The sequence below is a fragment of the Micromonospora trifolii genome (assembly GCF_050516465.1).
In the GTDB taxonomy this organism is placed as follows: domain Bacteria; phylum Actinomycetota; class Actinomycetes; order Mycobacteriales; family Micromonosporaceae; genus Micromonospora; species Micromonospora trifolii.
In genome coordinates, this window is record NZ_CP191526.1 from 941602 (window position 1) to 962051 (window position 20450).

Annotated in this window: 18 protein-coding genes; 9 read left to right on the forward strand and 9 right to left on the reverse strand. The window is 70.0% G+C overall.

What is annotated here, in order from left to right; genetic code table 11:
* Positions 1-85: 85 nt before the first annotated feature.
* The 3 genes from ACQRWP_RS04325 to ACQRWP_RS04335 all read left to right on the forward strand — a co-directional run bounded on the left by ACQRWP_RS04325 (position 86) and on the right by ACQRWP_RS04335 (position 4226).
* Complete coding sequence (locus ACQRWP_RS04325; protein ID WP_430500908.1) at positions 86-745, forward strand: M23 family metallopeptidase; 660 nt, start codon at positions 86-88, stop codon at positions 743-745.
* A gap of 73 nt (positions 746-818) precedes the next feature.
* A complete protein-coding gene (locus ACQRWP_RS04330; protein ID WP_410821154.1) occupies positions 819-1049 on the forward strand; it encodes a DUF2188 domain-containing protein in 231 nt (76 codons plus the stop codon).
* Positions 1050-1211: 162 nt separating this feature from the next.
* Positions 1212-4226, forward strand: coding sequence for a fibronectin type III domain-containing protein (locus ACQRWP_RS04335; protein ID WP_430500909.1), 3015 nt, complete (start codon positions 1212-1214; stop codon positions 4224-4226).
* Positions 4227-4305: 79 nt separating this feature from the next.
* On the opposite strand, the gene ACQRWP_RS04340 is transcribed toward ACQRWP_RS04335, so the two are convergent.
* From ACQRWP_RS04340 to ACQRWP_RS04355, 4 genes are all read right to left on the reverse strand, one after another.
* Positions 4306-5181, reverse strand: coding sequence for a hypothetical protein (locus ACQRWP_RS04340; RefSeq protein ID WP_430500910.1), 876 nt, complete (start codon positions 5179-5181; stop codon positions 4306-4308).
* A gap of 127 nt (positions 5182-5308) precedes the next feature.
* A complete protein-coding gene (locus ACQRWP_RS04345; protein WP_430500911.1) occupies positions 5309-5854 on the reverse strand; it encodes a hypothetical protein in 546 nt (181 codons plus the stop codon).
* Positions 5855-6123: 269 nt separating this feature from the next.
* Positions 6124-7146 (reverse strand): DUF4331 family protein, encoded by a 1023-nt coding sequence (locus tag ACQRWP_RS04350; protein ID WP_430500912.1) that lies wholly within the window; start codon positions 7144-7146, stop codon positions 6124-6126.
* 170 nt (positions 7147-7316) lie between these two features.
* Positions 7317-8576 carry a family 16 glycosylhydrolase gene (locus ACQRWP_RS04355; protein ID WP_430500913.1) on the reverse strand — a complete coding sequence of 420 codons (1260 nt, stop codon included), beginning with the start codon at positions 8574-8576 and terminating at the stop codon, positions 7317-7319.
* Positions 8577-8923: 347 nt separating this feature from the next.
* Here ACQRWP_RS04355 and ACQRWP_RS04360 point away from each other — a divergent pair, with 347 nt between their 5' ends.
* Positions 8924-9322, forward strand: coding sequence for a hypothetical protein (locus tag ACQRWP_RS04360; protein WP_430500914.1), 399 nt, complete (start codon positions 8924-8926; stop codon positions 9320-9322).
* 18 nt (positions 9323-9340) lie between these two features.
* On the opposite strand, the gene ACQRWP_RS04365 is transcribed toward ACQRWP_RS04360, so the two are convergent.
* The 3 genes from ACQRWP_RS04365 to ACQRWP_RS04375 form a co-directional block, all read right to left on the reverse strand.
* Positions 9341-10807, reverse strand: coding sequence for an aminotransferase class V-fold PLP-dependent enzyme (locus ACQRWP_RS04365; RefSeq protein WP_430500915.1), 1467 nt, complete (start codon positions 10805-10807; stop codon positions 9341-9343).
* On the reverse strand, positions 10797-12482 hold the full coding sequence (locus ACQRWP_RS04370) for an ATP-binding cassette domain-containing protein (RefSeq protein WP_430500916.1): 1686 nt from the start codon (positions 12480-12482) through the stop codon (positions 10797-10799). Before ACQRWP_RS04370 ends, ACQRWP_RS04365 begins: the two co-directional genes overlap by 11 nt.
* A gap of 113 nt (positions 12483-12595) precedes the next feature.
* Positions 12596-13216 (reverse strand): TetR/AcrR family transcriptional regulator, encoded by a 621-nt coding sequence (locus tag ACQRWP_RS04375; RefSeq protein ID WP_430500917.1) that lies wholly within the window; start codon positions 13214-13216, stop codon positions 12596-12598.
* A gap of 68 nt (positions 13217-13284) precedes the next feature.
* Here ACQRWP_RS04375 and ACQRWP_RS04380 point away from each other — a divergent pair, with 68 nt between their 5' ends.
* Positions 13285-14016 carry an SDR family NAD(P)-dependent oxidoreductase gene (locus tag ACQRWP_RS04380; RefSeq protein WP_430500918.1) on the forward strand — a complete coding sequence of 244 codons (732 nt, stop codon included), beginning with the start codon at positions 13285-13287 and terminating at the stop codon, positions 14014-14016.
* A gap of 83 nt (positions 14017-14099) precedes the next feature.
* Complete coding sequence (locus ACQRWP_RS04385) at positions 14100-14330, forward strand: hypothetical protein (protein ID WP_430500919.1); 231 nt, start codon at positions 14100-14102, stop codon at positions 14328-14330.
* Here ACQRWP_RS04385 and ACQRWP_RS04390 read toward each other — a convergent pair.
* Positions 14327-15160: an alpha/beta fold hydrolase gene (locus ACQRWP_RS04390; protein WP_430500920.1), complete on the reverse strand. Its 834-nt coding sequence runs from the start codon at positions 15158-15160 to the stop codon at positions 14327-14329. The genes ACQRWP_RS04385 and ACQRWP_RS04390 overlap by 4 nt on opposite strands.
* On the reverse strand, positions 15157-15741 hold the full coding sequence (locus ACQRWP_RS04395; RefSeq protein WP_430500921.1) for a TetR/AcrR family transcriptional regulator: 585 nt from the start codon (positions 15739-15741) through the stop codon (positions 15157-15159). The genes ACQRWP_RS04390 and ACQRWP_RS04395 overlap by 4 nt, the downstream gene beginning before the upstream one ends.
* Positions 15742-15875: 134 nt before the next feature.
* On the opposite strand from ACQRWP_RS04395, the gene ACQRWP_RS04400 reads away from it, so the two are divergent.
* The 3 genes from ACQRWP_RS04400 to mmsB all read left to right on the forward strand — a co-directional run bounded on the left by ACQRWP_RS04400 (position 15876) and on the right by mmsB (position 20427).
* A complete protein-coding gene (locus tag ACQRWP_RS04400) occupies positions 15876-17051 on the forward strand; it encodes a glutathione-independent formaldehyde dehydrogenase (protein WP_430500922.1) in 1176 nt (391 codons plus the stop codon).
* A 533-nt stretch (positions 17052-17584) separates the two neighbouring features.
* Positions 17585-19132: a multiple monosaccharide ABC transporter ATP-binding protein gene (gene mmsA / locus ACQRWP_RS04405; RefSeq protein WP_430500923.1), complete on the forward strand. Its 1548-nt coding sequence runs from the start codon at positions 17585-17587 to the stop codon at positions 19130-19132.
* On the forward strand, positions 19129-20427 hold the full coding sequence (mmsB, locus tag ACQRWP_RS04410) for a multiple monosaccharide ABC transporter permease (RefSeq protein ID WP_430500924.1): 1299 nt from the start codon (positions 19129-19131) through the stop codon (positions 20425-20427). Before mmsA ends, mmsB begins: the two co-directional genes overlap by 4 nt.
* The last annotated feature ends 23 nt before the right edge of the window (positions 20428-20450 follow it).

Sequence of the window (20450 nt, forward strand, 5' to 3'; positions counted from 1 at the left end):
CCCACGGTATCTCGTTCACGATGCGACTGCAATGTCACCGCGGTGGGTGCGCCACCTCGGGGTCGGAATGTTGCCGGGATCTGCCATGCTCGGGCCGGTGACGACCGGCCGCCCGACCAGAGCCCGTTCCCACCGCCGCCCTCGAAGCCGTGCCATCCGTGTCCTCCTCGCGCTCGTCGCGGTGGCGGCCGTCCTGGGCGTCGCGGTGGTCGCGGTGCCGATGCTGCGACCGGCCGGGCCACGCCCGCTCTTCCAGATGCCGGTGACCTGCGGCGAGACGTGGCAGCTCAGCACCTACCCCGGTCACGACGACTACGACGTCGACTTCTTCCCGACCGAGGGCGAGACGTGGGGGCGGCCGGTGCTCGCGTCGTACGCCGGCACTGTCACCGTGGCGGGCATCAATGGCTCGCTGGGCGGCCGCAACCCGGAGAACCCGGAAGGCCCGCGGGGGCGCGGCGGCGGCTACTGGGTGAAGATCGACCACGGCGGCAAGTGGGAGACGCAGTACCTGCACATGCTCGAACCGCCACTGGTCACCGTCGGTCAGAAGGTCGCCCAGGGTGACCAGATCGGGCGGCTCGGCAGCACCGGCAACTCCGGCGCGCCGCACCTGCACTACGAGCAACGCCGCGGCTGGGACAAGGTCGAGACCCACTTCGACGGCACGCCGTCGGGCATCACCACCGACGAACGCGAACAGATCCTGCGGCGGGTGAGCAACAACTGCCCGGCCGTCTCCTGAGGACGGCGGTTTGCCCGGCCCGGCTCTGGGCACTGATTGGGGGGACAGTTCAGACGCAGGGAGGGAGCCGGCCATGGCCAAGGGTGACGTCGACACGTACCACGAGGACGGTCAGTGGAAGAACAAGCCGGAGGGCCACGAGCGGGCCACCAGCACGCATGACGTGAAGGCCGACGCGCAGGCCGAGGGCCGCGAGATGGCGGCCGACCGCGGCGTCGAACACGTGATCAAGAAGCAGGACGGCACGATCGGGGAGAAGAACACCTACCCCCGCAGCCGTGACCCCCGGGACATCGAAGGCTGACAGCTTCCGGTCTCAGCGGACCGACCCCCTCGGCGTGACCGATGGGGTCGGTCCGCTTTTGCGCGGCCAGGTGCCGAGCCCGCTTATCCCCGTACAAGAAATATGGGCGTTTTTGGGGGGATATAGTCCAGATCGGGACTGGAGTGAAAGCTGGGAGTGGGCATGTCGTTTCGGGGCCGGCGTCGTCCGGGCAGCATCGCCGCGCTGGCGGTAGCCGTGACCGTGGGAGCTCTCGCGGTCGCGCCGCTCCCCGCGTGGGCGGCCGGGTCCGTCCTGTTCGACCAGCCGTTTCACAACAACACCCCGGACGGCATCGGCGCGGTGACGGTGCCGGGCGTGCCGGCCACGAGCCCAACCGCGACCAACGTCGCCTGCCTGAGCGCGGCCGGCAACTCGACCATCGGCCCGCTGCTGAGTTGCCCGACGGCAACCGATCCGCAGGGCTCGGGCAAGCTACGGCTCACCCCGGCCGTCGCGAACCGGCAGGGCGGGGTGTTCGGTGCGGTGAGCGTGCCCACCTCGCAGGGACTGCACGTCACCTTCAACACCTATCAGTACGGCGGCATCAGCACCGGAGCGGACGGCCTGGCGTTCGCGCTGGCCGCGGTCGACCCCGCCAACCCGCGGTCGCCGGCGGTGATCGGGCAGTCGGGTGGATCACTGGGCTACTCGGCGGCGTTCAACGGTGGCTCGGTGGGTCTGTCCAACGGCTACCTGGGCATCGGTCTGGACGTCTTCGGCAACTTCAGCAACAGCCTCTACCAGGGCACCGGTTGCACGAATCCGCCGTACATCTCGACCACGAACACGCGGGTCCCCGGCCAGGTGGTGATCCGGGGGCCGGGCCGCAACGGGGTCGGCTACTGCGCGATCAACAGCACCGCCACCAGCACCTCGTCGCCCCCCGTGGCGCTGCGCGCCAGCACCCGGGCCGCCTCGGTGGTGCCGGTCGAGGTGGTCGCCAACACCACCTCGTCCTCGTTCACCACCACCACCGGCATCACCGTTCCGGCCGGGGAGTACCGGGTCAGGTTCACCCCGGTCGGTGGGTCGCCGCGGACCCTGGCCGGCAGCCTCCCCGTCGTGTCGCCGAGCCTGTACCCGTCGCCGACCTGGCTGAACGCCAGCGGTCACCCCCGACAACTCGCCTTCGGCTGGGTGGGATCGACCGGCTCGGTGACCGACTTCCACGAGGTCGACAACGCTCGGGCGGTCAGCTTCAACCCGGTGCCGGACCTGAACGTGTCGCAGACCAGCGCGGTCGCTGCCGCCCCCCAGCCCGGTGACCCCGTGACCTACTCGATCACGGCGGGGGTCGATGCCGGAGCCACCGAGACGTCGCCGATCTCGGTCACCCAGACCGTGCCCACCGGTGTCGTACCGCGCAGCGCGTTCGGCTCCGGCTGGGTCTGCGCGGCACCGTCCGGGCAGACCATCACCTGCACCAACAGCAACGGCCCGTTCGCCGGCGGCAGCTCCCTGGCACCCCTCACTGTCGTCGCGACCGTCACCGGCACCGGCGTGACGCCGGCGCTGATCCAGACCGCGACGGTGGCGACCTCATCGTCGATCGACGCGAATCCGGGTTACTCCACCGTCACCACACCCGTGGCGCCGGCCGCCGCACCGAGCGGCGTCACCGTCACCCCGGCGCAGAGCTCCATCGCCGGGGGCATCGCGGTCACCGTCGGCGGCAGCAATCTCACCGGCGCGACCGCGATCACCATCGGTACGGCCGCAGAACAGCAGGCCGGCACCTCGGTGGTGCTGGTGCCGTGCACCTCCGGCCCGGCCGCCGGCTGCTTCACAGTGAACCCCGACGGCACCCTCGGCATCTCCGCCATGCCGGCCCGGTCCAGCCCGGCGACGGTCACGGTCAGCGTCGTCACCCGAGGCTCGGCCGGGTCGGCGACCTACGTCTACGCGTCCGCGCCGGGCACGCCAGCCACGCCCACCGCGGTCGCGGGCGTCACCAGCGCCACAGTGAGCTGGACCGCGCCGGCGAGCAACGGCAGCCCGATCACCGGGTACCTGATCACCCCGATCCGGGACGGCGTCACCCAACCGACCCTCACCTTCGACGCCTCCACCACCAGCCGCACGTTGACCGGACTGATCCCGGGCTCGTCGTACGCCTTCCGGGTCGCGGCGGTGAACGCCTACGGCACGGGCGTGGCCAGCCCACCCTCGGCCGCGGTGGTCCCATACACCCTGCCCGGGGCGCCGGCGATCACCTCGGCCACCGCGGGAACCAACGCCGCCACGGTGAGCTGGACGGCCCCGGCCAACGGAGGCACGCCGATCACCAGTTACACCGTGACGCCGTACCTCGGCGGAGTGGCGCAGACCCCCCAGGTCTTCACCGGGACCGCCACGACCCAGGTCGTCACCGGGCTGACCGGCGGTGCCACGTACACCTTCCGGGTGGCCGCGACGAACGCCGCCGGGACCGGCCCACAGTCGGCCCCCTCCGCGTCGGTGACGGTCAACGCGTCGCCGACGCTGACCTTCCCACCGCCCCCACCCGGCAGGGCGTACGACCCGTACCAGTACCAGCTGACGGTGACCGGTGGCACGGGTCCGTTCGCCTGGTCGGTCAGCGCCGGGAGTCTGCCCGCTGGGCTGACCCTCGACCCGGTCACCGGACTGCTCTCCGGCACGCCCACCGTGTCCGGGACGTTCCCGTTCACCGTCCGGGTGACCGACTCGTTCGACCAGTCCGCGACCCGGCCCGTCGAACTGGTCATCACCCCGCTCGGTGGGCTCTCCATCAGCGTCCCGGCGATCTCCGCACTCGGCACCGTCACCTCGGACGCGACCGGCGTCTCGGGCCAACTCGGCCCGGTGACCGTCATCGACGACCGCGGGCCGTTCTCCGGAAACTGGGTCAGCGTCGTGTCCAGCACGAACTTCACCACGGGCTCCGGCTCGGGCGGTGAGACCATCCCCAACAGCAACATCACGTACGCCTCCGGGCCCGCCCTTGCCAGCACCGGGGAGGGATCCTTCGTCCCGCAGCCCGGGGCGGTGTTGGACACCCCACGTACGGCCGCCGGGTGGTCCGGCCAGACCGGGGGTCCGAACTCCGCCACCTGGAACCCCACGCTGTTGGTGACCCTCCCGTCCGGGGTGGTGGTCGGCGACTACGTGGCGGTCGTGACGCACTCCGTCCTCTAGCTCAGCCAGCCCGTCCCGTCAAACGTCGCTGCCCGGCCGTTCCCTTCGGAACGGCCGGGCAGTTTCTGGTCGGGGAACGTCAGGCCAGCTGGGCCCGCTGCCGGCGGACGAGATACCAGCCACCAAGGGTGACCAGTACCAGCAGGGCGACGCCGCCGCCGAGCGTGTAGACCAGCCAACTCGGCCCGCTGGACGTCGCGACCGTCATCGGCGCCGCGACGGGCAGAACGATCGTTCCGGTCGCCGTGCGCTCCACGGTGCCGCTGGCGAGCTTCACGTGCGCGTCCCAGGTCCCGGCGGGCAGGGCCTGGTTGACCTCGATCCGGACCTGGCCGCTCTGGCCCGGCAGGATCGTGACGCCGTTGGTCACCTTGAACGGCCCGGCCTGGACCGCCGCCTTGGTCAGCGACAGGGTGCCGGTCATGTCCAGTGCGCGTTCGCCGGTGTTGGTGACCTTCGCGGTGACCACGGGAAACTCGCCAGGGCCGGGCTCCGCGGCCAACCCTTCGATGCGGAAGTCCGTTGGCGGCTCACCGCCCGGACCGACGTCGAGGTAGACCCGGATGCCCACCCGGTGGATCTGGGTGACGTTGCCGGTGCGCTCCTTCGCGCTGGTGACCTGCGCCCAGATCGCGGCGTACCGCTCGCCCTTCGATGCCTTCCTAGGCACGGCGACCTCGACCTCGACCGGTCGTCGCTCGCCCGGGTCCAGCTCCATCGCGGCGGTCTTCAGCCGGATCCACCCGCTGAGTTCGTTCCCGGTGCGCCCATCGGGCACGGTGAAGGCGTTGTTCTCGACCGACGCGGCACCGGAATAGAACTCGATCTTCTGCGTCTCGCCAGAGGTGTTCTGCACCTCGACCCGGCGGTTGATGGTCGTCCCGGGCTTCAGGTGGTCCACGATGTAGACCCGGGCACGGGGGTCCTGCACCCGACTGGCCGGGACGTCCAACATGCGGATACTGATTGCCGACTCCTCGGCGGGCTCTTGACGCTGCTCCCGCACGGCAACGGCTGGTGCCGCCGAAACCCCGAGCGCCACGAGGGCGACCGAGGCCAGCAGCACCAGCCGGCCGAGCGGCTCAGAACACCGAATGTGTCACCGTCCCCGTGTAGACACCCTCGACGGTGCCCTCGGGCACGTTCACCACCAGCGTGGGGTTCCAGGTGGCGAAGTTGTTGCCCGTGCCGCCGGTGTGGCTCATCGCCGTACGGGGAACGTTGATGATCACCTGCTGGGCGGCGGTGGGCTGCCCCGGCGTGAAGGTGCCGCCACCGGCGGTCGCCGTCGGAGGACCGGACCAGTAGAGGACGTTGATGGCCGGGATCCTCTCCCCGGCGGTGCCACCGCCGGTGACGAAGTCAGTGGAGACGACTTCGGCGGTCCAGTTGGGGGTGAGCGAACCGCGCTGGTCCAGCACGGTGACCGGGCCGAGCTGGCCGGAGATCGTCGAGCCCTCCACGCCGTGCCCGAGGTTCGCCGTCGCCGGCACCGTGATCGACAGACCACCGGCGGCGTCGACGGTGAGGGTCACGATCGTGCTGCCGGTGGTGTCCGCGGCGGCCGGCCCGGCGAGCGCGACGACGGCGGCGACACCGGCTACGCCTGCGAGGATCTTTCTACGCATCGAGTCTCCTTAGTCCTAAACAACCCTGGGAAGCACTTAAGAGACTAACTACGCAAAATGCCCTATATAGGCCGAATGGCACGCGTATCACTCGATGGTCGGCGGTGCTCGTGCTCGATCCTGGAGGTGGTGCAGTCGAGCGCGCGGGAGGAGCCTCTTTCCTGGATCGAGCACGATCGCGGGAGGTCCGGGACCGCGCTGTGGCGTCGCGGAGGGCGCGCACGGCAAGGGCTCGGCGCCGTGCCGGCAGCCGAGCCCCGCGAGCAGATTCAGGCCGCGACCACGTAGGGGAACGTGGCGGAACGGGCGGCCTTCGTGACGTCCGAGGTGAGACCGGCCGTGGTGCCGGTGTTGAGGACCAGGGAGAACATCACCTCAGGCGCGTTGTCGGCCAGGGTGCGCCCGTTGCGGACCGCGAAGCCGAAGTTCGCGGCCGTGCCGACCTTGTATGACAGCAGGTCGGGGTAGAGCTGTCGGGCGACGCTCCAGCCGTACGCCTGTGGGTCCGGTGCGGTGCCGTTCGCCTTGACCACCCCGGCGACGGCGTTCGCGATCTCCTCGCCGCCCTCGGTGAGGTCGCTGCCGGGGTGGCGGAAGTTGGCGGGGTCCGAGAAGTCGGTGTCGTGGGGCCAGAAGATCGGCCACATCATGGGGTGGCCGGCGCGGTTGATCTGCCGCCATCCGCCGGCGTCGGTGGCCAGCATGGTGCGACACCACACGCCGATCTCGGTGCCGTCGCGCAGCAGTGGCTCGTCGTGGGAGACCTCAAGGACGATCGACTCGACGGTGGTGCCGGCGAAGCTGTTCTTGGCCTGGTCGACCCGCCACGCCGAGCGGTCCACCCGCGAACCGTTCTTGACCGCGCCGTTGATGGTGGCGAGTTCGTCGAGGTCGACGAAGAAGGGGTCGCTGATCCGGCCGGCCCAGATCCGGACGTTGCCGCCGGTCGTCACCTCGCCGGTTCGCCCCTCGGCGATGGGAGTGCCCATCGCGGCGTCGTCGCGGGCGTCCGCTCCGGTGAGCTCGTACAACTGGAGGGCCTGCCGGGCGTCGCCGTCCGGCTCGCCGAAGGCGAACCGGTAGGTCAGGTCCTCCACCTCGGTGCCGTTGATGTGAATCTTGATCTCGTAACGCGCCTCGGCGTGGAAGCCGCGCTTGATGTCGGCCTTGGTCACCGAGCTGTTGACGTCCATGACGAACACGGTGGCGCGGTCACCGTTGAAGACGTACAGGTCGTCGATGTACAACTGACCGCCCTGGGCGGCCAGGGGCGTATCGAGGTGGTGCGACATGAGCTCACTCCCGGAACTGCCGGATTCTGGACTAATCCGACCATAGTGGGCGTAAGCCGAGCCTCCCCACCCATCGAGTTAATCCGGTTCGACGAGGTGGGCGGAGGCCCCCAACGGCGGTGGGCCGCCCGAGTTCTCCTCGGACGGCCTACGCCTTAGAGCTCGGATCGTCAGATGCGAGACCACTTCTGGTTGGCGGCGCCGAGGCAGTCCCACAGGTGCAGCTTGCCGCCGTTGTTGGGGTTGGCCTCCCGTACGTCCACGCACTTGTTCGCGTTGAGGTTGACCAGGTCGCCGGAGGCGTTGAGCGTGAAGCGTTGCGCGGTGTTGCCGTTGCAACTGACCAGGTTGACCTCGGTGCCGTTGGCGGTGCCGGCCCAGGCCGGGTCCATGCACTTGCCCATCGCGCGGATGGTCCCGTCGGAGGCGAAGGTCCAGCTCTGGGCCGCCGTGGTGTTGCAGTCCCAGATCTGGAGTTTGGCGCCCTCGACCGGGTTGGCGCCGGGGATGTCGATGCAGCGACCGCTCTGCGCGCCCCGGATCCGGTTGGTGCCGGGAGTTGGGTCGCCCCCGCCACCTGAGGTGTAGCTGGACACCCGGACGTAGTCGACGAGCATCTGCTGCGGGAACTGGGTCGAGCCGTCCGGGTAGCCGGGCCAGTTACCACCGACCGCCACGTTGAGGATCATGAAGAAGGGGTGGTCGAACACCCAACGGTTGCCGCCGAGCCGAGCGGGATCGACCCGGTGGTACTGCACCCCGTCGACGTACCAGGTGATGACGTTCGGCTCCCAGTCCACCCGGTAGGTGTGGAAGGTGTCGGCGAGCGGCGCGCCAAGGGTGCGGCTGCCCGTGATGCCGCCGCCACCGGAGTACCCGGGCCCGTGCACGGTGCCGTAGACGGTGTTGGGCTCCCGGCCGATGTTCTCCATGACGTCGATCTCGCCAGCGTCGGGCCACCCGCCGCCAGTGCCGAGCATCCAGAAGGCCGGCCAGATGCCCTGACCACGCGGGACCTTGATCCGGGCCTCGAACCGCCCGTACGTCTGGGTGAAGGTGGCCGCCGTCAGCAGCCGTGCCGACGTGTACTCGCAGCGCCCGTAGTGGCACTGGTAGTTGGCGGGGTTGTCGCGACGGGCGGTGATGACGAGGTTGCCCTGACCGTCGTGGACGGCGTTGCTGGTGCTGTTCGTGTAGTACTGCCGCTCGTTGTTGCCCCAGCCGCCACCGCCGGTGTCGAACCGCCATTTGTTCTGGTCGACGGGCGTGCCGGCGGAGGAGTTGAACTCGTCCTGCCAGCTGATGGGGCCGATGGCGGCCTCGGCCCGGTCGGGGTGCGCCGGGACGACGAGCGCCGTCGCGGTCGCGACGAGGGCGGCCGCCAGGAGTACGAGGGGGCGGAAGCGGAGGCTGGGCCGGGCTGTGAACACGGGAGGCTCCTCAGCTTGGGGGGTGGTGGAGGCGGTTTACCAGGATAGAGAGCGCTCTCTAGAGCGAAGCATGTCGATATCATGTCTTTCTGTCAAGAGTGTTTCCAATATCACGACCGCCCGTTACCGCCCGATGCTGACCAGTGGGCGGCGGAGCACCGACCCAGTGCCTCCGAGCTGGACGGCGCTGACCCATCGAAGAGGTTCGGCACTTACTCGATAGCGGTCGAATCGACCCTTCCTATTGCCGTGGGGCGTCCACGGGGGACAGGATGACGAGGCGTGCCGGAAACTTTACCGTAACCTGCGCGCTGCTGGTCTCTGTCACAAGGAAGTGGGAGTCAGTCATGAGCGAGGTGTCGACGGCGCTGGGTGTGCGCCTCTACCCGGATCTGGTCGAGCGGGGTGGCCTGGCCCCCGCGCTCGTCGAAACCGCTGCCCGCCACGGGCTCGACATCGGCCGGGTGACCGCGCCGGAGCAGGGGCGGGCCCGGTTCACCTGCGCCGAACTGCACTCCGACGAGGGCGTGATCTGCGTGGGGCTGGGATCGCAGGCCCGGTACTTCATGATTGACCTTCGCGTCTCGGGAGAGGTTCTCGCGCGCGGTGACGTCATGGACCTGGCGCAGGTCGCCCAGGTGGCCGCGGCCTGGCGGGCCGGCCTGACGTTCGCCGAGCTGACCGCCCGGTTCCCGTTCATGGAGGAGATCAAGCAACGCCCGGCGCCGGTGGCCCAGGTCAGCTAGCCGGCGCGGCCGGGCAGGTCAGCAGCGCAGCCGGGGCGGCAGGGGTGCCTCGACGCCGACGTCCCGGTTGAGGTAGGTCGACTGGACGAAGTCGACGAAGCGTTCCGCGTCGGTCGCAATGGAGGCCAGCCCGAACGAGACGCGGACCGCGCCGCCCGTCGGTAGCCCCAGCGCGGCAAGGTACTGGTCGATCGTGTCGACCCCCGCCAGCAACCGCTGCCGCATCGACGCCCGGCTCATCCCGAACGCGCCCTCGGCTGCGCCCGGATTGCAGAAACAGCCGGTACGCAGGGAGAACCCGGCCGCTGCCGCCTCCCGCGCCACGAGCCGTTCATCGACCAGCGTGCCGTCCGGGTGACGGAGGTTGAACGTCACCGTGCCACCGCGCCCCGCACCCGTCGTCGGCCCGTACACCTGGACCAGCGGCCCGCCGGTGTCGTGCCGCAGGGTGGCCAGCCGCTCCAGCAGCCACTGGGTGAGCAGGCCGACCCGGGAGTGCACGAGATCCACGCCGATCGAGTCGAGCCAGCGCAGCCCGAACTCCACGTCCGGGATGCTCAGGAAGTTGAGCGTGCCGTCCTCGAACGCCGACTCGTCGTCCATCGGCCGGTGCCAGCCGCCCTGCACGCTCACCGCGCGGATCGTGCCGCCGGCGAACCACGGCCGGCGCAACCGGGCCAGCGCCGAACGGCGGGCCAGCAGCACGCCGACCCCGGTGGGGTAGCCAAAGAGCTTGTACCAGCTCAGGCACACGAAATCTGGCCGGACGACGCTCAGGTCCAGCCGGTTCGTCGGCGCGAAGGCGGCGGCGTCGAGCAGCACGTCGTAGCCGTGCTGACGGGCCAACTCAACCCAACTCAGCGGGTGCTGCACGCCGGAGAAGTTGCTCTGCGCCGGCAAGGCGAACAGCCCGCGACGGCCGGACCGGCCCCACCGGCCGGCCAGGCTGCGTCGGCCGGCGTCGAGCGCCGCGACCAGGTCCGACTCGGCGACCCGCAGTTCCGGCCCGTTCAGCGGCACGTAGCGTACGGACGCGCGAGCCGACCGGGCGTACTCGCGGATGCCGTTGACCGAGTTGTGGTTGTCCCAGGTGAGCACCAGCGGCGCGGCCCGGCCGAAGTCGTACGCCTCGCCGACCAGCCGGCAGGCGCCGCTGGCGTTCGGGGTGAAGACGACCGCGTACTCGGCCGGGTCGGCGCGGAAGAAGTCGAGCACCGCGCCTCGCGCCGACTCCACCAGCGAGCCCGCCGCCACACTCGTGGGGTTCTCCGAGTGTGGGTTGCTGTACAGGCCGGCGAGCAGCCGGTCGTGGTGGGCGCGAACCTGGGCCTGGGCGGCCACCCCGGCCCCGGCGTAGTCGAGGTACACCTGCCCGTCGGTGTCCAGATGTCGGTACTCGGTGGCGCGCAGCTCGTCGATCCGGGCGGTGGCGGCGTATCCCGGCAGCGCCGCGGGGGAGGCGGGCGGTGTCGGGTCAGGACGCACGGCGGGAGTCCCGTCGGACCAGGACCGCCCAGGCCGCGCCCAGGAAGAGCAGCACGAAACCGCCGAGCACCAGCCAGTCGACCCACACCGGCCGGGAGAAGCTGTCGCCGTACGTGGCCAGCAGCGGCGGGCCGAGCGGGGAGCCGCCGTCGCGCCAGAGCCGCTCCACCCCGGCGGTGTGCCCCAAGCCCTCGAACGCCCACCGGTTCGACATCGCGTAGCTGAGCCACTGACCGCCGACCGCCATGGCCGGCACCGGCAGGATCGCGCCGACGAACAGCACCTGTGGGAAGCAGAGCATCGGCAGCATGAGCGTCGCCTGGGCCGCGTCGGACACGGCCGCCGAGCAGAGCAGACCGAGGGCGAGCGCCGCCGCCGAGGAGAGCAGCAGGGTCGCGTACAGGGCGGCGAAGTCGGTGCCGCCGACCGGCGGCAACCGGTCCATGCCGCGCAGCACCCCGAGCAGGGCCAGGTCCACCAGGGCCAGCAGCGGCAGCAGCACCGCGACCTTCGCCAACAGGTACGGGACCAGCCGGACCCCGGCCAGCCGCTCCCGCCGCAGGATCGGCAGCTCGGTGCAGATCTGGAGGAGCCCGTAGGTCAGCCCGAAGAAGAAACCGCCGAACGCGATCCAGAACAGGATCATCACGGTCACCGTCGGGCTGGGGTTGGTCGGCTCGAACGCCCCCGGGCGGAACAGCAGCGCGAACATGCCGAGCACCATCAGCGGCGAGCCGAGCAGGATCGCCAGGGTCAGCCGGTTGCGGACGACGATCTCCGCGTTGCGCGCGGTGAGGACCGCCCACTGGCGCAGCCGGCCGACGCGGCGGGGCGGCGTCGCGGCGACGTCACCGTCGTCGGTGGTACGGGACGGCTGCTCGGTCGCGCGCTGCTCGGCGAAGCGATCGGGCCAGTCGGCGGGTTGCGTCGCTTCGTCGAGCCGGAGGTGCAGCTCGGCCAGGGACCGCACGCCGAAGAACTCCCGGGCGGCGGCCGGGGTGCCGGTGAACGCCAGCCGGCCCTGTCGGGTCAGCACGACGACCCGGTCGCAATGGTCCACGTCGGTGATCTGGTGGCTGGTCAGCACGACGGTGGCGCCCGTGTCGGCGAGCGCGCGGAGCACCCGGAGCAGTTCCACGGCGATCGCCGGGTCCAATCCGGAGGTGGGCTCGTCCAGGAAGAACACGCCGGGTCGGGTGAGCAGCTCGACGGCGATGCTGGCGCGCTTGCGTTCACCGCCGCTGAGCAGGCCGACCGGCGTGCCGGCCCGGTCGGTGAGTCGCAGCTCGGCGAGCACCTCCGCGACCCGGTCACTGATCTCGGCCGGTCCGGTGGTGGAGGGCAGGCGCAGTCGGGCGGCGTACCGCAGGGTGCGGGCCAGGGGCAGCTCGCGGTGGATGATGTCGTCCTGCGGAACGACACCGATGGTGCCGGCCGCGGCGGTGCCGTCGTACGTCACGGTGCCCGATGCCGGTCGCTGTACCCCGGCGAGGATTTCCAGCAGGGTGGTCTTACCGGCGCCGCTGGCACCGATGATCGCGACCAGCTCGCCCGGCGCGATGCTCAGGGAGATGTCGGTCAGGATCTGGCGACCGCTCCGGACGCTCTGGCCCAGCCCCCGAGCGGCGATGCCGACACCGGCACGCGGCGGAGACGTGGTCTGCTCGGTCGTCATGTCGAGTGCTCGATCCGGTCGGGGAGTGGTCCGCCTGAATATCGTGCCTCGCCGATGCTACTGAGCGGCCGCGCAGTGCGCCCCGGAGTGGACGGCCAGTGACCGTCGTCCGTTCAGCCGGTGGTGGTCCGCGCCTGCGCCGGCACCTGAAGGAGATCGAGGCAGTTGCGCCACAGCGTCTCCAGCTGGGTCGGATCGTTGAGCAACTTCGCGAGCAGGACCCGCCCCTCGATCTGCGCGACGATCGATCGGGCGGCCTCCCGGCTGTCGACCGCCGGGCCCGCCAGGCCGCCCTCCTTCGCCTCGACGACGACCTGCTCGATGAGGCTGATCTGCTCCTCGAAGATCTCTTGGAGCCGACCGCGGATCTCCTCGGCCTGGTTGCTGAGTTCGAGGGCGAGGTTGCCGAACAGGCAGCCAGCGACCACGCCAACCTTCTGCTGACCGACGCGCTGGACCTCCTCGGTGGCCTCGAACAGGTCCCGGAGCCGCTGTAGCGGGTCGCGCTCGCTGCCGAGCAACTGCTCCCACTGGCGGCGCTGGGTGACCCAGTGCTCGTCGATGACGGTGCGGGCGAGCGCCTGCTTGGACTCGAAGAAGTAGTAGAAGCTGCCCTTCGGCACGCCCGCCGCCGCGCAGATCTCGGCCACGCCGAGCGCCGTGTAGCCGCGCTGCTCGATCAGCGTGGCGGCCGCGTCGAGGATCTTGTTCTTCGCGTCACTGGTCCGACCCATGCCTCGACGATACACGACCGGTCGGCTAGCTTTTAGTAGACCAGTCGTCTAGTGAAGGTGGTTCCCTCATGAACAGCAGCCCCATGAACAGCGGTCAGGGACAGCGGGTCGTCGTGATCACCGGCGCCTCCCAGGGCATCGGCGCCGACCTCGTGGCCGCCTACCGCAAGCTCGGGTACGGCGTCGTGGCGACCTCGCGCTCGATCGGCGCGTCCGACGACCCGGAGATCGTCACCGTCCAGGGCGACATCGCCGAGGCCGACACCGCCGAGCGGGTGGTGCGTGCCGCACTGGACCGCTTCGGGCGGATCGACAGCCTGGTGAACAACGCTGGCGTCTTCGTCGCCAAACCGTTCACCGACTACACCGACGAGGAGTTCGACCTGGTCACCGGGGTCAACCTCGCCGGCTTCTTCCACCTCACCCGGCGCGTCCTGCCGCACCTGCTGGCCGGGGGCTCGGGGCACATCGTCAGCATCACGACCAGCTTCGTCGACCAGCCCAACTCGAACGTTCCGTCGGCGCTCGCGTCGCTGACCAAGGGCGGCCTCAGCTCGGCCACCAAGTCCCTGGCCATCGAGTACGCGGCGCGCGGCGTACGGGTCAACGCCGTCGCGCCCGGCGTCATCAAGACGCCGATGCACCCGGTCGAGACGCACCAGACGCTCGCGGGCCTGCACCCGGTCGGCCGGATGGGCGAGACCAGCGACGTCGTCGACGCCGTCCTCTACCTCGAGTCCGCCCCGTTCGTCACCGGCGAGATCCTGCACGTCGACGGCGGGCAGAACGCCGGTCACTGATCCCGCCACACCGGGGCCGCTCCCGTCGATGTGCCGGGCCGGATCCACACCGCCGGTGTGGATCCGGCCCGGCGGCGGCCGGGGTGGTGCGCACCAGCACCGAGGGCGCCGCCGAGCACATCGACCAGTTGGCGCAGCGCTACCTCGGTGGGCCGTACCCGTGGTTCGGTGGTCGTGACCAGGTCCGGATCATCCTGACCATCGAGCCCGACCGGGTGCGTTCGATGGGCCGACGGAGGTCAGGTGTCTCGGCGGAGCCGCCACAATATCCGGCCGGCTCGGCTGGGCCACCGTGCCTCGGTCGGCTCGGCTAAGCCGCGGGTACCGCGGCGAAGAACTGCCGCAGCGCGTCGGCGACCAGGGTGGGTGCCGTCATGGTCACGAAGTGCGACTGGCCCGGCCAGACGACGTAGCGGGCCGACGGAATCGTCCTCGCGAGGGCGTTCATCGTGGTGGGCATCGGCTCCCAGGTGTCCGCGCCGGCCAGCAGGAGAGTCGGCACGGCGATCGAGGACCACCGGGTGATGTCCGTGCTGTCCTGGGCGAGGGCCTCGAGATCGTGCAGCCAGCCGACCGCCGAGCGACGCGCCTCGACCGGGTCGGGCATCCGATCGCCCGTGCCGGCGGCGATCGCGGCGACGATCTCGGCCGGAACCCGCGTCACGTCGTTCAGGGCCGCTGCCATCGCGGCGGCGTCGTCGCGCTCGAAGGCGGCGCGGTACCGGTCGAGCAGCGGCACCATCTCCGCCCCGGCCGCGTAGAGCGGCGGCTCGAAGATCGCCAGGGAGCGTACGTCGCGCGGATGGGCCAGGGTGGTGTGCAACGCCAGTGTCGCTCCGTAGGACGCGCCGACGAGATGGACCGGTCGGCCCGAGGATTGGCGGGCCGCCTCGATGACGGCGAGCAGATCGGCGGTCTCGGCCCGGAAGGACTTGGTGCCGGCCGGGACGTCGCTGGGACCGTATCCGCGCCGGGCCGGCAGCCATACCTCGTGGCTCTGGGTCAGGTGCGCCGCAACGGTGGCCCAGGAGTGCAGCCCTCCACCCGAGCCGTGCACCAGGACGACGGGGTCTCCGACGCCCAGGCGTCGTACCACCAGGCGGGTCCCGTCGGCCGACTCGACCGACTGATCGTGGCTGCTCACTGCTGCTCCTGTTTCTGGGTCGGCCAGTTGCTCAACGTGGTGTGCACCGCGTCGAGGATCGACTGCCAGGACGCGTCGACAGCGCGGGGATGCCCGAAACCGTCGACCGTTTCGAGGCTTGCGAAGCCGTGGAAGGTGCTGCGGACGAATCGCATCGCGTCGGTCAGGGCCGGCTCGTCGAGCCCGTACCCGCGCAACATCGCGTAGCTCAGCTCGATCATGCGTAGGTGCCCGGCCGACCGGGTGCCGACCTCGGGCGGTAGTTGAAGCTGGGTCGCCGCGTACTGCCCCGGATGGGTGACGGCGAACGCGCGCCAGGCGTCGGCGAACCCGATCAGGGCCTGGCGGCCGGCCCGCCCCGCAACCGCGATCGCGAGCGCGTCGGCGAACGTGGCCGCCGCCCGGACCGCGACGTGCCCGATCAGCGCGTCGCGGCTGCGGACGTGCACGTACAGGGCGGCGTCCGAGACCCCGAAGTGCCGGGCGACGGCCGCGACGGTCAACCGGGACAGGCCGACCGAGTCCGCCAGCTCGGCTGCGGCGGCCGAGACGCGCGCGCTGGTCAGACCCCGCCGTGGCATACCGAACCTTTGCTTCGCTAGGAAATAACTTAGGGACCCTAAGATAGCACCGCCGCCGGCCGCTGGGTCGTGCAGGCATGAACAGCCCAGTCGGGGGAAGACCGGCCGTTCCACCGCCGAACAGGAGAGCCGGGATGAGAGCCGTCGTCTACACGGACGTCCGGACGGTCGCGGTGCGGGAGGTGCCCGACGCGACACTGGAGGCGGAGACCGACGCGCTCGTGCGGATCACCTCCACCGCCCTGTGCGGCACCGACCTGCACATGTACGACGGACGGACCAGCGCCGAGCCCGGCCTGGTGCTCGGTCACGAACCGCTGGGCGTGGTGCAGGAGGTGGGCGCCGCGGTGCAGACCGTCCGGCCGGGCACCCGGGTGGTGATCCCCACGCACCTCTTCTGCGGGACGTGTGTGATGTGTGCCCGCGGGCTCTCGGCGGCCTGTCTGCGGGTCCGGGCCGAGGGGCCGGGTGCGGCGTACGGGTACGCGGGGATGGGCCCGTACCGGGGTGCGCAGGCCGACCTGCTGCGGGTGCCGTGGGCCGACGCCAACTGCGTACCCCTGCCCGGCGAGCCGGGGGACGCGTACGAGGACGACTTCGTGCTGCTCGCCGACGCGTTCGTCACCGGGTGGCACGCCGCCACCCTCGCCGAGGTCGAGCCCGGTGACACCGTGGCGGTGTTCGGCGCCGGCACCGTCGGTCTGCTCGGCGCCTACTCGGCGCTGCTCCGAGGCGCCCGGGTGGTGTACTCCGTCGACGGGGTCGACGCCCGACTCGACAAGGCCGGCGAGATCGGCGCCGTGCCGATCGACTTCCGTCGGGGCGACCCGGTCGAGCAGATCCGCGCCGACCGGGCCCGGACCGGGCTGCCACTCGGCGAGGAGAAACTGGGCGGGGTCGACAAGGTCGTCGACGCCGTCGGGTTCCAGGCCCGTGACCGGGAGCACCCCGACCGGGAGCGTCCGAACCAGGTCATCGCCGACGCGGCCCGGCTGGTCAACGCCGCTGGCGCGATCGCGGTCGCCGGTGTGTACCCGGACCGGGACCCACACCCCGGGCCCGGCGCGGACGGTCACGAGAACCTTGTCGCGCCCTGGGGAGCGCTGTTCAGCAAGGGGGTCGCGGTCCGGTTTGGTCGCACCCACGACCGCCGCTACACCGTCCTGCTGCGGGATCTGGTCGTCGCGGGCCGGGCGCGACCCAGCATGATCGTCACCCACCACGGCACCCTCGCCGACGCCCCCGAGCTGTATCGCCACTTCGACCGGCGGGAGCACGGCGTGATCAAGGCGGTGCTGCACCCGAGCTGACCGGACTGGGCGGCGCGGTGGGCCGTCGCAAACTGCGCTTAACGGACGCCAAGGCACTGACCTGCCGTCCGGTGCCCGCCGCTCGGCGACGGTGACGGTCGATGCGTCCGGCCGGCAGAGGCGTGGGTCACATCAGTTGCCCGAGACCACTGGTGCGCCGCTCGTGCGGCGTTGGGCCTGGTGCGCGATCATCATCGCTCGCTGGCGCGGTGAGTGCGCTGTGCCACCGGTCGCACCTACCCCGGCGCGTCTTGCCTGGTGGGAAAGCTGCGGGTAGCGGCACGGGTCGATTGGCGCGTTGTCGCAGGTCGGCGTGGGTGCTGTGGCCGAGCCGGGGTGCCGGGAGGGGCTGTGGTGGCCGCTGTGGCAGGCGAACACTGTGCCACATCTATATTGCCGGATTGTTACTTTTTCAACAGTCCCTCGCCTTGCGGATGGCCCTCCGGCCGCAATACGTTGCCGTCAACAACAAAACCAAGTGAAGGTTCAACCTTCCGGAGGCAACCGATGACGTTGGCGAGGTGGTACGAGCGATGAGCGACGTGCCCATCCTCCTTGAGATGCGCTCCATCACCAAGGAGTTTCCCGGAGTCAAGGCCCTCTCCGACGTCAACCTGGTGGTTCGCGCCGGCGAGATCCATGCCATCTGCGGCGAGAACGGCGCGGGCAAGTCCACCCTGATGAAGGTGCTCAGCGGGGTGTACCCGCACGGCACCTACGACGGCAAGATCGTTTACCAGGGGTCGGAGAGCAAGTTCTCCGACATCCGGGCCAGCGAGAACGCCGGCATCGTGATCATCCACCAGGAGCTCGCGCTCATTCCAGGGATGTCGATCGCCGAGAACATCTTCCTCGGCAACGAACCGCGCAAGCGGGGCGCGATCGACTGGAAGGCCGCGAACCGGATGGCGCTGGACCTGATGGCCCGGGTCGGTCTGGAAGAGGACCCGGACACCCTGATCAAGGACATCGGGGTCGGCAAGCAGCAGCTCGTCGAGATCGCCAAGGCGTTCGCCAAGGACGTGAAGCTGCTCATCCTGGACGAGCCCACCGCGGCGCTGAACGAGGCCGACTCCAAGCACCTGCTGGACCTGCTGCGTGGGTTCCGCTCCCGTGGCATCACCTCGATCATGATCTCGCACAAGCTGAACGAGATCGAGGCGATCGCCGACCAGATCACCATCCTGCGCGACGGCCGGACCGTGGAAACCCTCGACGTCAAGGCGGACGGGGTCGACGAGGACCGGATCGTGCGGGGCATGGTCGGCCGTGAGCTGAGCAGCCGGTTCCCGGACCACACGCCGAAGATCGGTGAAGTCTTCTTCGAGGTCCGCAACTGGAACGTCCGGCACCCGATCTCCGCCGAGCGGCAGGTCTGCAAGAACGAGAGCTTCGTGGTGCGCCGCGGCGAGATCGTCGGCTTCGCCGGTCTCATGGGCGCGGGCCGTACGGAACTCGCGATGAGTGTCTTCGGCCGCTCCTACGGGGTGTACGAGTCGGGCACGATCATCAAGGACGGCAAGGAGATCGTCCTGAAGTCGGTCGCCGACGCGATCGACAACGGCCTCGCGTACGTCAGCGAGGACCGTAAGGCGATCGGCCTCAACCTGCTCGACGACATCAAGACGTCGACGGTGGCCGCCAAGCTGTCCAAGATCTCGCACCACGGCGTCCTGAACGAGGTCGAGGAGTACCAGGCGGCTGAGGCGTACCGCAAGGAGTTGCGGACCAAGGCCCCGACGGTCGACGAGAGCGTCTCCAAGCTCTCTGGCGGCAACCAGCAGAAGGTCGTCCTGGCCAAGTGGATGTTCACCGACCCGGACCTGCTGATCCTCGACGAGCCGACGCGCGGCATCGACGTGGGTGCCAAGTACGAGATCTACGGCATCATCCAGCGGCTCGCCGACCAGGGGAAGGGCGTCATCGTCATCTCCTCGGAGCTGCCTGAGCTGATCGGGCTCTGCGACCGCATCTACACCGTGTTCGAAGGCGCCATCACGGGCGAGATCGCCCGGGCGGACGCCACCCCGGAAACCCTCATGAAGCAGATGACCTCGACGAAGAAGATGGCCACACGATGAGCCGATTGAAGGACCTTCAGAAGAACCTGTTCGGAGGCACCACCTCCAACGCTCGCCAGTTCGGAATGATCTTCACCCTGGTGGCGATCGTCGTCCTGTTCCAGATCCTGACCGATGGCCTCACCCTGCGGTCGGACAACCTGATCGCGCTGTTCCAGCAGAACTCGTACATTCTGATTCTGGCCATCGGCATGCTCATGGTGATCGTGGCCGGGCACATCGACCTCTCGGTCGGCTCGGTCGCCGCCTTCGCCGGCATCCTGGTCGCCAAGTCGATGACCGAGTGGGACCTGCCCTGGCCCGCTGCCATCGTGTTCGGCCTCGCCATCGGCGCGGTGATCGGCGCCTGGCAGGGCTTCTGGGTGGCCTACATCGGGGTGCCGGCGTTCATCGTCACCCTGGCGGGCATGCTGCTCTTCCGGGGCGGCAACCAGTTCATCGGTAACGCGAGCACCGTCCCGGTGCCGGAGGGCTTCCGGGAGATCGGCTCCGGCTTCCTGCCCGAGTTCGGTCCGAACACCGGCTACAACAACGCCACGCTGCTGCTCGGCCTCGCCGCGGCGTTGGCGGTGGTGTGGCGCGAGATCCAGGCCCGCAAGACCCGACGGGCAATGGACGCCGACCCGGCGCCCATGTGGATCTCCATCCTGCGGATGGCCATCATGGTCGGCGTGATCGCCTTCGCGGCGCTGCGCTTCGCCAGCGGTCGCGTCGGCACCAGCTTCCCGATCTCCGGCATCATCCTGCTGGTCCTGGTCATCGCGTACTCCTTCTACACCCGCAACACGGCCGGTGGCCGGCACATCTACGCGGTGGGCGGCAACTCCCGGGCGGCCGAGCTGTCCGGTGTGAAGCTCAAGCGGGTCAACTTCTTCGTCATGATGAACATGTCCGTCCTGGCCGCGCTGGCCGGCATGATCTTCGTGGCCCGTTCGGCGGCCTCCGGACCGCAGGACGGCAACGGCTGGGAGCTGGACGCCATCGCCGCGGTCTTCATCGGCGGCGCGGCCGTCGCCGGCGGTATCGGCACCATCAGCGGGTCCATCGTCGGTGGTCTCGTCATGGCCGTGCTCAACAACGGCCTCCAGCTCATGGGTGTCGGCACCGACCGCGTCCAGATCATCAAGGGTCTGGTCCTGTTGCTGGCCGTCGCGATCGACGTCTACAACAAGAGCCAGGGGCGCTTCTCCATCATCGGGAGCCTGATGCGGCCCTTCCGCCGCGAGGACTCCGCCCCACCCACCTCACCGCCGGACGCGGAGCGCGAGCCCGCCAAGGCAGCGGTGTCCGGCTGACGGCCACCGACCTCTCCACCCGC